Source organism: uncultured Pseudoteredinibacter sp., from assembly GCF_947502065.1.
Classification (GTDB): Bacteria; Pseudomonadota; Gammaproteobacteria; order Pseudomonadales; family Cellvibrionaceae; genus Pseudoteredinibacter.
In genome coordinates, this window is the sequence record NZ_CANMYE010000001.1 from 1,083,943 (window position 1) to 1,097,370 (window position 13,428).

Consider the following 13,428-nt stretch of genomic DNA (forward strand, 5'->3'; position numbering starts at 1 on the left):
CATGTCTCGTTAAACAAAGTTACTGACAATAGAGCGACTTATCAGCACGCTTGGAAGATAACAATGAACAAACAATTTGCCGTAATTCTTGCTTTTTTATTCAGCCTTTTCTTTTTGAACACGGCCGCCGCTGGGGAAAGTTTATCGAACAGCAGCCCAGCCGATGAGCTTGCCGATCACTTGCGCGCTATTAGCAGTTTACAGGGTAAGTTCCAGCAAACCTTGATGGCTGACGATGGTGAATTGTTGCAGGAAAGTAGCGGAGATTTTGCTCTAAGTAAAAAAGGACAGTATCGCTGGGAAACCAAAGATCCTTTCGCACAATTGCTAATTGGCGATAAAAACGCCTTGCTACTTTATGATCCTGATTTAGAGCAGCTCAATCGCCGCCGCTTGACTGAATCGGAAAAACAAACACCGCTATTTATACTAAGTAGCCCAGACCTATCCATTGCTGAAGCTTATCTAGTCAGTAAAAGCGAGGATACGTTTCGTTTGTTGCCTAAATCTGTATCCAGCAGCTTTGTCAGTATGGATATTCGGTTTGTAGCTCAAGTGCCGGTAGAAATAAGCGTATTAGATAGTCTTGGCCAAACGACCCAAATTCGACTCTTGGATATCGATGTTAATCAAACTATAGACTCCACAGTATTTGAATTCGAGGCACCACAAGGTACCGATATTATCGATGAAGGATGATCTGTTCTCTCGTGATCAAGAGGCTTATGGGCCTTTGGCGGCGCGAATGCGCCCGTTGTGCTTGGATGATTATGTGGGTCAGGGTCACTTGCTGGCGCCCGGAAAGCCCATTAGAGAAGCTATTGAGCGCAACAATCTCCATTCTATGGTCTTGTGGGGCCCGCCTGGTGTCGGCAAGACCACCTTGGCCAAAATGCTGGCCGAGCTGAATGACGCACACTTTGAAACCTTGTCGGCAGTTTTGGCGGGCGTAAAAGATATTCGCAACGCCATAGAAAAGGCCAAGCAAGTAGCAGTTAGTTCCGGCCGTAAAACTATTTTTTTTGTTGACGAAGTGCACCGCTTCAACAAGGCTCAGCAAGATGCTTTTCTGCCCTTTGTAGAAGATGGTACGGTCATCTTTATTGGGGCTACCACTGAAAACCCATCTTTTGAGTTGAACAACGCTTTACTGTCGAGAAGTCGGGTTTATGTTCTTAAAAGCCTTGCGGCTGAAGAGATCTTCCAAGCTCTCAGTCGCGCATTGAACGATGAGTCACGAGGCTTAGCTAAGCTCAATATTTCTATTGCACAAGAGCAGCTTATGACATTAGCGCAAGCCGCTGATGGAGATGTACGTCGCGCATTAAACCTTTTAGAGATCGCGAGTGATATTGCACTAGACACCGAAACTGGGCTAATTATTGATCAGTCGGTGCTAGAGCAGGTGTTGGTCAATGAATCCCGTCGCTTTGATAAGGGGGGTGATCTGTTTTATGAGCAGATCTCTGCCTTACACAAGTCGGTTCGCGGCTCCAGTGTGGACGGCTCACTGTATTGGTTCGCTAGAATGCTCGATGGCGGTTGTGATCCATTGTATATCGCACGCCGTGTGGTGCGCATGGCCTCTGAAGATATCGGTAATGCCGACCCAAGAGGCTTGCGATTAGCCTTAGATGCCTGGGAAGTGCAAGAACGTTTGGGAAGTCCAGAAGGGGAGTTGGCTATTGCGCAGGCGATTGTGTATTTAGCCGCAGCACCAAAAAGCAATGCCGTGTATAATGCCTACAAGCGCGCCCGCGCCGATGTGGCCAGTTCACCCAGTTATGATGTCCCGATGCATTTGCGCAATGCGCCAACCAGCATGATGAAGGATATGGATTACGGTGCCGAATACCGTTATGCCCATAACGAAGAAGATGGCTATGCGGCCGGAGAGCAGTATTTACCTGAGGAAATGGCCGCTAGTCGATACTATGAGCCGGTAAATCGGGGTTTAGAGATTAAAATCGCCCAAAAGCTCCAGCGCCTACGCGAGCGTGATGAAGCTTATTGGGCTGAGCAGCAGCAAGATTAAAGCAACAGTGAAAGCCGTTGTAAAAGAACGCGCGCAAGCTTAAACGATTTATAGAGTGCTCTTAGGAATATGATCAGTCAGTGGATAGCGGTAGCAGCAGGCGGCAGCTTAGGCGCTTTAAGTCGTTATGCCATAGCCAATTATTGGTTAGTGCCAGTGGCTGGTCGTTTACCTTTAGCGACAATTTTTGTAAATCTATTAGGCTCAGCATTAATGGGTTTTCTGTATGTGCTGATTGTAGAAGAGCAGTGGTTTAACCCTCAATGGCGCAATGTCTTGATGGCAGGCTTTTTAGGGGCGTTTACCACATTTTCTGCATTTTCCTTAGAGGCATTAAGTCTCTGGCAAAATCAAGATCATGGCTTAGCGATAAGCTATGTTTTATTGAATGTATTGGGAAGCTTGCTGTGTGTCTTTTTGGGTGCACAGTTAGCAATGAAGATAATTTAGAAACGTTGTTTAACAATAATTCTAGTATTGTTAAACAATATGGATTTAAAAGAAAGTTGATCGCAGTAGTGATCGTAAGAAGGTTGATATTATGTTGGACCCGAAAGTCGTTCGTACACAAGCCGAGCAGGTGGCAGAGGCATTAACGAAACGTGGTTACCAGTTGGATGTGGCAACCATCCAAGCCCTAGAAGAAGAGCGTAAAGAAATTCAGGTAAAAACTGAATCCTTGCAGCAAGAGCGTAATAGTAAATCCAAAAATATTGGTAAGGCTAAAGCACAGGGCCAAGACATAGCGCCTTTATTAAAAGAAGTTGAAGATCTTAAGGGCTCATTGCACGAAGCGGAGCAGCAACTTCATCAAGTTCAGGCAAAGACTGATGAGCTGTTAAGCGGTGTGCCTAATATCCCCCATGACAGCGTTCCCGAAGGTAACGATGAAGATGATAATGTTGAAGTTTCCCGTTGGGGTGAGCCGCGTGCTTTTGACTTTGACGTAAAAGATCATGTTGACCTGGGTGCAGAGCTTGGCGGCTTAGATTTTGAAACAGCCAGTAAACTTACAGGCTCACGTTTCGCAGTATTACGTGGTGGTGTTGCTCGTTTGCACCGTGCACTGATTCAATTCATGCTCGATGTGCATATTAATGAGCATGGCTATGAAGAGATTCAAGTGCCGTTTATTGTTAACAAGGAATCTTTATACGGAACCGGCCAGCTGCCTAAGTTTGAAGAGGATTTGTTTAAACTACGCGATGAGCGCGAGTTCTATTTGATCCCAACTGCGGAAGTGCCGGTAACGAATGTTTACCGAGATGAAATTGTTTCCGATGCAGCGCAATTGCCAATTCGCCTTACTTGTCACACCCCGTGTTTTCGAAGTGAAGCGGGCAGTCACGGTCGTGATACTCGCGGCATGATTCGCCAGCACCAGTTTGAAAAAGTAGAACTTGTACAGTTCACAACTCCAGAGCAGTCAGAGCAGGCTCTTGAAGAGTTAACAGGCCATGCTGAAGCGATCTTGCAAAAGCTTGGCTTGCCTTATCGTAAGGTGATTCTATGCGGCGGTGACATCGGCTTTTCGGCGGCGAAGACTTATGATTTGGAAGTTTGGGTTCCTAGCCAAGAGAAATACCGTGAGATTTCATCTTGTAGCTTGTTTAATGATTTCCAGGCTCGTCGTATGAAGGCTCGTTTCCGTAATGCTGATGGCAAACCGCAATTGCTGCATACGCTAAACGGTTCTGGCTTGGCAATTGGTCGCACCTTGTTGGCTATTATGGAAAACTATCAAAACGAAGATGGCAGCATTACCGTGCCTGAAGCCCTACGCAATTATTGCGGTGGCCTGGAGCGAATTTCAGCCTCTTAAAGGCTGCTGCTAAAATGGATTACTTTCCTCTTTATCACGATATGCGTGGTCGTCGATGTTTATTAATCGGCGGCGGCGCAGTCGCTGCCCGCAAATTACGCCTGCTGTTAAAAACGCCCGTTGTAATTGATTTAATCTCACCAGATTTACACCGCGAAATTCACGAGCTAGTGAATGAGCATTCGTCTCAGGTTACTCACCATGAGCGCCCATTTAACAGCGAAGATGATCAAGATCTAATGGCTAGTAGCGTTTTTGTTATTGCTGCAACAGACAATCCAGTATTGCATGAAGACATTGCACAACTGTGTCAGCAGCTGAATGTTCCACTGAATGTGGTTGATCAACCAGAACTTTGCAGTATAACTACGCCTGCTATCGTGGATCGATCGCCAATCACCATCGCGATTTCAACTGCAGCAAAAGCGCCAGTGCTAGGGCGCCAAATTAGGCGCCAGCTTGAACAATCACTGCCAACAAATCTGGGCCGGTTTGCGGATCTTTTAGGCGGCTACCGCGATAAGATTAAGAGCAAAATAAGCGATGAAACCCAGCGTTTACGATTCTGGCAATGGTTGGTAGAGGGGCCAGCGCAACAAGCCGCGGTAAAGAATGATTTTGAAACAACGCGACAGTTAATTGATGATGCCTTGGAAAATATCAAGGGTGATTATGCAGCCAAAGGAGAAGTCTATCTTGTCGGTGCTGGTCCTGGTGATCCAGAATTATTAACCTTAAAAGCTTTGCGATTAATGCAGCAGGCTGATGTTGTGCTGTATGATCGCTTAGTATCACCCGCCGTAATGGAGTTGCTGCGCCGTGATGCTGAAAGGATTTATGTCGGTAAACGACGTGATGATCACTCTGTACCCCAAGAAGATATCAATCAGTTGTTGGCAAAACTTGCCTTGGAAGGCAAGAGGGTTTTGCGTTTAAAAGGTGGTGATCCTTTTATTTTTGGCCGCGGCGGTGAAGAGCTAGAGACCTTGGCCGAAATGGGCGTGAGTTTTGAGGTGGTGCCGGGCATTACGGCGGCATCGGGCTGCGCCAGCTATGCAGGTATTCCTTTAACCCATCGTGACTATGCTCAGTCGGTGCGCTTTATTACCGGGCACCTAAAAAACAATCAAGAAAATATACGCTGGGCGGAACTGGCTGCAGCGGATCAAACCTTGGTGTTTTATATGAGTTTGGTAGGCCTGCCTAGGATTTGTGAGGCTTTAATCGAAGCTGGTCGAGATCCTAAAACGCCGGCGGCTCTGGTTGAGAAGGGAACCTGCGAGGAACAGCGGGTCATGATTTCGGACCTTACTAAATTACCTGAGGCTTCGAAGCGCGAGCAATTTAGAGCGCCGACTTTGTTGATTATTGGTGGAGTTGTATCTTTGCATGAGAAGCTCAATTGGTTTTCGGGGAAAGAGTCTTTTATAGAAGTTTGATTTGGAAGTTTTATATTAAGGATTATAAAAAGTCTTTTTAAACAGCCTTTATACCCCCTCGCAACCCCTACAGTCCCAATTTGATTATAATGAATGGTTTTTTGGATTCCTGCCCTCTGACCAGACTCTAGCTTGGGGCAGTGCTTTTCCGCTCCAACGCTGCGTCCATGCAGCCACCCGTTCCATCCAGGAGCCTAGTCGCTCCAAATCACTGCCCCAAGCTAGATTCTTGCATTTGGGGTTTCTGTAAAAGGCCTATGCTAAAAAATTGCTTATAAATTCAATTTGCGTTAATTGTTTTAGGTGTGATTGAAAGCCCCTAAAACAACAAACCCCAGTCAATTAACCGGGGTTCGTGAGCTTTAAGGGGCTTTTTATTTGATCTGATTAAACCTGTCGCTGCTGCAAGGCGTCTTTGATCTTATCGCGCATAGAGCGCAAACTGGATTCAGTTGTTTCCCAATCGATACAAGCATCGGTGATTGAAACACCATATTGCAGATCGTCTAAATTCTCAGGGACTTTTTGATTGCCAGGACCAATATTAGATTCCACCATGATACCGATAATGGACTTGTTACCCTCAAGAATTTGATTGGCGACATTGTCCATAACAAGTGGCTGCAGTTCATGATTTTTATTGGAGTTTGCATGGCTGCAATCCACCATAATATTGGGGCTAACACCGTGCTTGGCTAGCTCTTGCTCGCACATAGCAACACTGACGGAATCATAGTTAGGCTTACCGTTACCACCGCGTAGCACGACATGACCATATGGATTGCCTTTGGTGTGAGTAATTGCCACTTGGCCATCTTCATTAATACCCAAGAAGCGGTGCGGGCTCGATACAGACTGTAGAGCGTTAATCGCAACGGTAAGGCCGCCGTCGGTACCATTTTTAAAACCTACCGCTGAAGAAAGACCAGAGGCCATTTCGCGGTGCGTTTGGGATTCGGTGGTTCGGGCACCAATAGCGGACCAGGCGATAAGATCCTGCATGTATTGTGGCGAAATAGGGTCTAGGGCTTCGGTTGAGGTCGCTAGTCCCATTTCAGAAACATCAATCAATAGCTGGCGACCAATTTGTAGACCTTCTTGAATCTTGAATGAGTCATCTAGATAAGGGTCGTTAATTAGACCTTTCCAACCAACGGTCGTACGTGGCTTTTCAAAGTAGACACGCATTACGATATACAAGGTATCGGAAAGCTCCTCTGCTAGAACTTTCAGGCGGCGGGCATAGTCTTTCGCTGCATCAACATCGTGGATAGAGCAGGGGCCAATGACGACCATAAGGCGGTGATCTTTACGGTCCAGGATGTCACAAACCGCTTGGCGGCCAGTTTGTACGGCACTCAGGGCTGCACCTGTTACGGGTAATCTTTCCTTTATCTCCTGAGGTGAAATCAATACCTCCTGGGAGTTAATATTTAGGTTTTCTATTTCTTTGCTATGGGTATTGCTCATGGTTATCTCTAAATCAGACTTGTTATGCCTACTATTCTACTCAATTCTTGGCCCTAGGGCTGCCCCCAAGATAAGAAATGTTGCTGCTTTATTAGACAATTTCATCTTGGAATTTTATCGAATAAAGATTCTAATCGATTATTAGCAGCTTTTGCATCAGCGGAAAGTAAAGAGCGCTCTTAATCGGTTCATCGCCAAGCCGCTTCAGTAACCGTTGATATTGTTTTAGTTGATCTTGATAGGTTGCAGCTTCTTCTTGGTAGAAGTCCGCGGCATCTTGGCCGGGGCTAGGTAGGCTACTCTTGTAATCCACCAGCCAGCGCTCGCCTTGGTATACAAAGCAACGGTCGATAATGTACTCACGCTGCCCCTTACTATCCCATAAGCGCCACTCAAAATGGCTGTCCTGATGCTGTTTATCAAGTAACCAGCGACCTTGCTTATCGGCAAGTGTCAGTTCAAGGGCTTTGTCGATAAGCTGACATGCTTGCTCGCAAGCGCTTGGCCAAAGACCAAGTTGCTGTAGCTGAATACTCCAAAATGGTCGCATTTCAGAGCGTTTATCTGGCCCCCATAGTGCAATGCCGTCTTCCCCCACTTGTTGCAGGCAGCGATGTAACACTGTCCCCAAATGGCGATAGAACAATTGCTCAACATTATAGCTTTCGGGCAGGTTTTCTTCTTCACCAAATTCTTTACCACGGTAAGCCTTGAGTAGTTGGTTTTCAGGAAAGGCTGGGCATTTCCAATTACTTACGAGTTGTAGACCAAAGTCCTCACTGGGATGGCGTTCTTGTTGTTCTTGGGTTTCAATGCTACTTACGCCTACATTATAAGTGCGAACTTCATCTTTTATCGCGGGCCAAATTTTACCGAGTAGCGAACTGCTTGAAGGGGGCTTTAATGGTATCTGCTCACTGCCTGCAGTAAGGTCCTTTTCGAGCGCTTTTTTATCCACGTTTAAGCAAGCATATAAATGCAATTTCTTGATAGCGCGGGTGCAGGCAACATAGAGTAGGCGGGTCGCTTCGTAATCATTTTTTAGCTTTTCTTCTTCTTTTAAAAGCTCATACAGGCCATTTTGATCGACTGCTTGATCGTCTTGTGTCGATTTGAATTCACGACTCGCTAAGGGCGCCATTAATAGATCGCTTTGCCCCTGTGTGTTGATACGCTGCTGCCATAGAAAGAGTGCGCTTTCATCGCTGCGTGGGCGGCGTTCGAGTTCAGGGATAAAGACATGATCAAATTCAAGGCCTTTGGATTTGTGGATCGTCATCACTTGAATTTTAGGGTCACCCGCTGAGGCCGCTTTGGCGTATAAGCGATTTACTTTATGTTCAAAATCTTGCCAGTTACTAATGTTCCAAGCTTCTTTTTCTAGCAACTCGAAATAGCTCTCGGAGTTTTCTAAGTCACTGGCTTCCAATAAGCTCGCCGGGCCTCCTGCACTCAGCCAGAAGCCTTCTATCCACTGTCGTAGTGGTTTGCGTCCGCGGTTTTTTTGCGCTGCAAGATAGTGTTTTAAAAACCACTGCAGCCTGTGTTGGCTGTCAGGACTTAAAGAAGATATAAAAGATGGATCGTGTAGGGTGCTCAAAATAATTGGGCGTTTAAAGCCATCGTGTAAGCCTTGCTCGTTCTTTGCTTCTTGCTCAGCATCCAGTGGATTGCTAAGGTACCAAAGTTCTTCCAGGTTAAGTCCAACTAAGGGGCTTCGAAGAACACTGAGCCAAGCTAATCTGTCACTAGGGTATAGCATGCAGCGGGTGAAACTAATTAAATCACTAATAGCCATCCGGCTGGATAAAGGATCAATATCTGTTGCTTGCCATTTTAAGGAGCGTTTCTCTAGAGCGTGCAGTACCGCTTTTAAGTGCGGCCTGTTACGTACCAAAATAGCAATGCTATCCTCTGGGCTATCTTGACGAAGCTTAGCAACCGATTTGGCAATTAACTCTGCTTGTTGCTCCCTTGCCTGAGCGACCTCATGTTGCTCCGAATAAACCACGATGTGGGTTTGACATGCATCACCGTCCAGCTGAGGTTTGAAGGCAACACTGTCGGAATAACGCACTGCGCCTCGGCCGATATCATCTTGACTAGGAAAGGCTTGCTTGAATACGCGATTTACCCATTCGACAACGCCACTCTGGGAGCGAAAATTAACGGTTAAGTCTAGGGCCTTTAAAGGAGCAGAGCCGATACCTTGCTGCCTTGCTTGTAAGAATATGCCGACATTGGCATCACGAAAGCCGTAACAGGACTGCATGCCGTCACCCACAATAAACAATGTTCGACCGTCATCGGCTTGCCACTCGGCGGTTAACTTCTCTAACAGTTGCAACTGTGGTTGTGCAGTATCTTGGAATTCATCAACCAATATATGTCGAATTTGGTAATCCAGTTGTAAAGCGATATCGGTAGGTTGATCATCGCCGCCTAAGGCTTGCAATGCGGCTTGGGAGACTTCGATAAAGTCACTGGCGCCTAGTCTACGGAACACCAGCTTAAGTTCTGCAGCGATTAAGACCATCAAATAGCTAAGGCTCATCATTAATGGTTCTAGGCTATCGCAGGAACGCAGTGGCGGCAGAATCTTAAGGAACTGCAGTTTTTCTTGCAGCCCTTCGATTTCTCTCAGTCTCGCAATTAACGCCTTAAATGCTTGCTTTTTTGCGTCGGCTGCTTGTTTGGCGTCTTTATCTTTAGGGCTGATAAAACCGATATTTTTATTAAGCTGTTTTCGCCAGCCTGTTTGGCTGAGTAGCAAGTGACTGATTTGCCGCCAAGCAAGAATCTCTTCTGCATTTGTTTGGGGTAGGGCAGCAATTCCCTGCAAATAATCTAAATCTGTTTTACCTTCAAGGGCGAGGTTTGTCGCTGCGTAATCGGCCAACATGCAAAGCTCGCTGGCTTCATAGGAAAAAGCTGCAGCGATGCCACTAAGTTGTTCTTCAATCCAGTTGCGAAGCGCTATCTGATTAAAGCCTAGTTCTTGAGTTTGCTTTTGCTCGCCCTCAGTAAGATGCATAGACTGGGCATTGATAAAGAGGGGGTATAGGCTGTGCAACCATTGGTCGCGTTTCGCCAATAGGTTCATCATTAGTTCTTGCAGCTGTGGCAGCTGATTGTCTAGATGTTTTAGCGCTTGTCGCCAATGGTAGTGCAGCGCATCATCTTGTTCTATTCGAGCAAATACAGTTTGAATAGCCTGTTGATAGGCGAGGCTCGGGTTATCCAGAGTTTCCGGGAGCGCACCTAAACCAGATCCCAAAGGCAGTTGTCGCGCTAGGCTGCGACAAAAACCATCGATTGTTTGTACGCGAATTCTTTTAGGATTTAATAAAAGTTGCCAAGATTTTTCTCGGTCCTGTTGTAACACCTTTTGAGCGAGCTTCCATGTTAAAGCATCGTGTGGGTTTTCGGGGGGAGTTTTTGCATTGTGGGCACTTAAAAGAGCTTGATGAATGCGATGTTGCATTTCAGCCGCGGCTTTTCGGGTAAAGGTGATGCTAAGCACTTCTTCTGGGTGCTCGCAATTTGCCAGTAGGTTTAGCACTCTTTGTGTCAAAAGCCCTGTTTTGCCCGAGCCAGCCGGGGCTGCAACAGCAAAACTGCCGGTAGCTTTGATGGCCTGCTCGCGGGCAGCATGATCTTTAACTTGCATGCTTATCTGTTTCCTTACAATGACAAATCGAACTGGGATTGTTGCAGAGGTGCTGGCTTGATTGACCAGAGTCGACGTTTGCTAGTGAATTCCTGCAGTCGCTGAAGACTCAAAAGATCTTCACTATAACGTTGTGCAAGAGTATCTTTAAAATCTAAACCGCTAAGGCCTGAGCTATAGTCGATCGCCAGTTGCACTAAATCTTGCTGCCACTGATTGCGTAGCTGGGGCCAAATTTCATCGTCCGAGCTTATCGAAGTGTCGTTGGCTACTCGTTTGTCGTGGTTGTTAAGCTTTTTACGTAGCGACTGATCCTTAGCCGAGAATATGCCATCAGCTGGTGATGCCGTTTCGCTAATGCCAATATACTTTACGCCTTTGGCGTTTAATTGAGCGAAACTTATGGCGCTTATATCAGGATCACTCAGGCTATAAAGCGGAAGTTGTGGCTCATCGGGGCGGGGGCCTAGCCAGCTTTTTAAATCACACTGCCCGGTTTTATAATCGATAACTACATAGGATGCTTTTGTTGGCTTTGTATTAGCTGAATTTTCAGCATCAGTGTCTGCAATATGAGTTTTATCGATACGGTCCAAGCGAAGGTTTAACTTTAATGGGCCTAAGGAAAGCTCCCGGCTTGTTTCTATGCCATCTACGCTGAAGTTTGGACGCTGTTTGTCTAACTCTATATAGGCCATGAATATGCTCTTTAGCCTTTCGGACTCTAAGGCCCGATAGCGTGGCCCAAGGTCTCGCCGATAGAGCAAAATTTGGTCTAGAGACTCGGCGATATGCCTGTCGACGAGAGCCTCTAGTTTCTCATTGCTTAATGAAAGCAAGCGATCTTGATCCTTGATTTCAAGCCAAAATGTCTCAAGCGCTAAGTGCAAAATATTACCTCGCTCAAGTGCTGAAATACCCAGCTGGACTTCGGGCCAAGCTTGAGCGCCTAAGCGGTAATGGGCGAATGCATTGAATGGACATAAAGCTTGCTGCTTTAGGACACCACTGCCTCCAAGGCTTTTTTCACGTTTGCTGAGTTTCGGCCCATAGCGATTGTCGATCCATTTAAACTCACTCGTCTTGGCAGAGGTTAGACGATACGTCTGTATGCTGTTAGTTGGGCTCTTCGTTGCCTCGTTCAGCGCTTCAGCGGCCGTATTGAATCCAAGAGCTTGTTGGAGAGATAGCGGCTCCAGTAAAGGGCTGGCTTGTAATTCCTCTTCACCTTCGCGACTTGGATAGCTGAAAACCACTTTGTTGGCGCAATAACGATAAGCCTTGATCAGTTGCTCAGCGAAGAAGAGTTCTCGCTCCGCACTGGCGTGGGGCATATTCATACTTCTTTGTAGATCCATGGGTAGCAGAGGGTTTGCTTGTGGACTAGGAGGCCATTGTTTTTGATCCATACCCATTAACCAGCAAACATCAAAAGATTGCCCGGAAGCTTCAAGGACACCAAGGATTTGAATAGGGCTATCAGGCGTTTTCGCCTGAAAATGGTGATTGTTTGCCAGTTGTTGTAACTCACGGATAATCTCGCTGGCACTGTACAATCGGTCTAGCTGATCGAGACAGAGTAATTCTGTCAGCAGGCCTTGAAACTGCATGACTTGTTGGTATTCATTACTGTCTAAACGACGTGTGCCTGGCCAGTTAAGCTGTTCCAGTTGCTGATAAAATATTTGGCTCCACTGCTTGGCACTATTTCGTTTTGCTCGGTTTTCCTGAGAGTAAAACAGAGCCTGTAAGCGCTCCGCTAGACTGATGTTGTCAGTGCCTTTTTCTGGCTCGTAAAGCGCTTCCAGCTTTTTCGCGACCTTGTCGGCACATTGCCTTAACTGGGCTGCTCGAATGTGTTCCTGTTGAAGATCACGCAGCGAGAATTCGAGCTGTTGTCGCTCTGCTAATGGCAGCTCCATTTCCAGTTCAGCGTTGTTATGCCAAAAGGGGCTCTGTAAAAGTTGGCAAAGTTTATCGACTTCGAGCTGCTCCATATTTAGGGCAAGCAAAGCGATAGCCGATTCAATAATAGGGCATTGTCCTAAAGGAGTTCCTGCCGAGAAGTTAAAGGGCAATGTGTAACGGTCGGTCTCGCTGTATAAAAACTGTGGCTCTAGAACCTCGGTAAAGATTCTTTCGATTTTATCTCGGCGTTGTCCGAGTTGAGGGTCGACTATGGCGATTTTTGGTAGAGCCATATTGTTGCTCTGTGCCGCTAACAATTCGTTTTGCACAAATTTTGCGCACTGGTATATCTCATCATTGCCGTCTTCGCAAGGCAGTTGAAACGCTTGGTTTTGCTCAAGATGCTTCAACTGAATGAACTTTACTTCATCCGCTATAGCTGTAGTTAAACCTTGTCTTAAAGGCGATAAATCATCGAAACCCAACATTAACACTTGATGATGGCGCTTTAACGCATTTGAACCTAAGGCTGTAGTCAGAATTTGGCATTGCTGAGGGCTGTCGATAAGATTTAACGCTTTACAGCGTTCATCAAATTTTAGCCCCCAATGATAAAGAATTTCGGATTCTCTATGGCCTTTATCGAGCAGTTCTTGGGCACTTATTTGCCACTCACTCAGCAGCTGCCAAGCAGAGGCTGCCTGTTTGGCAAGTAAATCTGGGCAGATTAAATCGGCACTTTCCTCGCTATTACTAATGATTTCCTGCCACAGAAGCTGGCTTTGTGTGGGCTTGATCAAAAGTTGCGCTGATTCTGGATAAGCTTGGCCTTGCAGCGCTATCCATGATTCGCTCAACCATTGCTGAAAACTCAATATACGACTTGAGTCGATCCCTTTGGGGGTATCGTCTTGCGAGTCCGCCTTTGAAGAAAATTGCTTTAACAAGTAGCGCCTTTGACGGCTATTCGCCGTTAGCACGATGCTTTGTTCATCAATAAGCGCGGCTAAGTCTTCAATTGATAAGGCTTGATTTTCCATGGGCGTGCCTATGCAGTAAACTTAGTATTGGTTGGGCACACAGT

Annotated in this window: 8 protein-coding genes; 5 read left to right on the top strand and 3 right to left on the bottom strand. The window is 46.3% G+C overall.

The window, feature by feature from the left end:
• Positions 1-63: 63 nt before the first annotated feature.
• The 5 genes from lolA to cysG all read left to right on the top strand — a co-directional run bounded on the left by lolA (position 64) and on the right by cysG (position 5,296).
• On the top strand, positions 64-699 hold the full coding sequence (lolA, locus tag Q1A41_RS04500; protein WP_299975283.1) for an outer membrane lipoprotein chaperone LolA: 636 nt from the start codon (positions 64-66) through the stop codon (positions 697-699).
• Positions 689-2,035 carry a replication-associated recombination protein A gene (locus Q1A41_RS04505; RefSeq protein WP_299975286.1) on the top strand — a complete coding sequence of 449 codons (1,347 nt, stop codon included), beginning with the start codon at positions 689-691 and terminating at the stop codon, positions 2,033-2,035. The genes lolA and Q1A41_RS04505 overlap by 11 nt, the downstream gene beginning before the upstream one ends.
• A 69-nt stretch (positions 2,036-2,104) precedes the next feature.
• Positions 2,105-2,485 (top strand): fluoride efflux transporter CrcB, encoded by a 381-nt coding sequence (gene crcB, locus Q1A41_RS04510; protein WP_299975289.1) that lies wholly within the window; start codon positions 2,105-2,107, stop codon positions 2,483-2,485.
• A 91-nt stretch (positions 2,486-2,576) separates the two neighbouring features.
• Positions 2,577-3,857 (top strand): serine--tRNA ligase, encoded by a 1,281-nt coding sequence (gene serS, locus Q1A41_RS04515; RefSeq protein WP_299975292.1) that lies wholly within the window; start codon positions 2,577-2,579, stop codon positions 3,855-3,857.
• A gap of 14 nt (positions 3,858-3,871) precedes the next feature.
• Complete coding sequence (cysG, locus tag Q1A41_RS04520; RefSeq protein WP_299975295.1) at positions 3,872-5,296, top strand: siroheme synthase CysG; 1,425 nt, start codon at positions 3,872-3,874, stop codon at positions 5,294-5,296.
• Between the two features lie 387 nt (positions 5,297-5,683).
• Here cysG and Q1A41_RS04525 read toward each other — a convergent pair whose 3' ends face one another.
• From Q1A41_RS04525 to Q1A41_RS04535, 3 genes are all read right to left on the bottom strand, one after another.
• Positions 5,684-6,766: a 3-deoxy-7-phosphoheptulonate synthase gene (locus tag Q1A41_RS04525; protein ID WP_299975297.1), complete on the bottom strand. Its 1,083-nt coding sequence runs from the start codon at positions 6,764-6,766 to the stop codon at positions 5,684-5,686.
• Between the two features lie 130 nt (positions 6,767-6,896).
• The gene (locus Q1A41_RS04530; protein WP_299975300.1) at positions 6,897-10,436 is read right to left on the bottom strand and encodes a UvrD-helicase domain-containing protein; all 3,540 of its coding nucleotides are present in this window, start codon (positions 10,434-10,436) and stop codon (positions 6,897-6,899) included.
• Positions 10,437-10,450: 14 nt separating this feature from the next.
• Positions 10,451-13,384 carry a PD-(D/E)XK nuclease family protein gene (locus Q1A41_RS04535; RefSeq protein WP_299975303.1) on the bottom strand — a complete coding sequence of 978 codons (2,934 nt, stop codon included), beginning with the start codon at positions 13,382-13,384 and terminating at the stop codon, positions 10,451-10,453.
• Positions 13,385-13,428 lie beyond the last annotated feature (44 nt).

Coding starts and splice junctions, on each gene's coding strand:
- crcB (WP_299975289.1), top strand. CDS start 2,105: ATGATCAGTCAGTGGATAGCGGTAGCAGCAGGCGGCAGCTTAGGCGCT.
- Q1A41_RS04505 (WP_299975286.1), top strand. CDS start 689: ATGAAGGATGATCTGTTCTCTCGTGATCAAGAGGCTTATGGGCCTTTG.
- lolA (WP_299975283.1), top strand. CDS start 64: ATGAACAAACAATTTGCCGTAATTCTTGCTTTTTTATTCAGCCTTTTC.
- Q1A41_RS04535 (WP_299975303.1), bottom strand. CDS start 13,384: ATGGAAAATCAAGCCTTATCAATTGAAGACTTAGCCGCGCTTATTGAT.
- Q1A41_RS04525 (WP_299975297.1), bottom strand. CDS start 6,766: ATGAGCAATACCCATAGCAAAGAAATAGAAAACCTAAATATTAACTCC.
- serS (WP_299975292.1), top strand. CDS start 2,577: ATGTTGGACCCGAAAGTCGTTCGTACACAAGCCGAGCAGGTGGCAGAG.
- cysG (WP_299975295.1), top strand. CDS start 3,872: ATGGATTACTTTCCTCTTTATCACGATATGCGTGGTCGTCGATGTTTA.
- Q1A41_RS04530 (WP_299975300.1), bottom strand. CDS start 10,436: ATGCAAGTTAAAGATCATGCTGCCCGCGAGCAGGCCATCAAAGCTACC.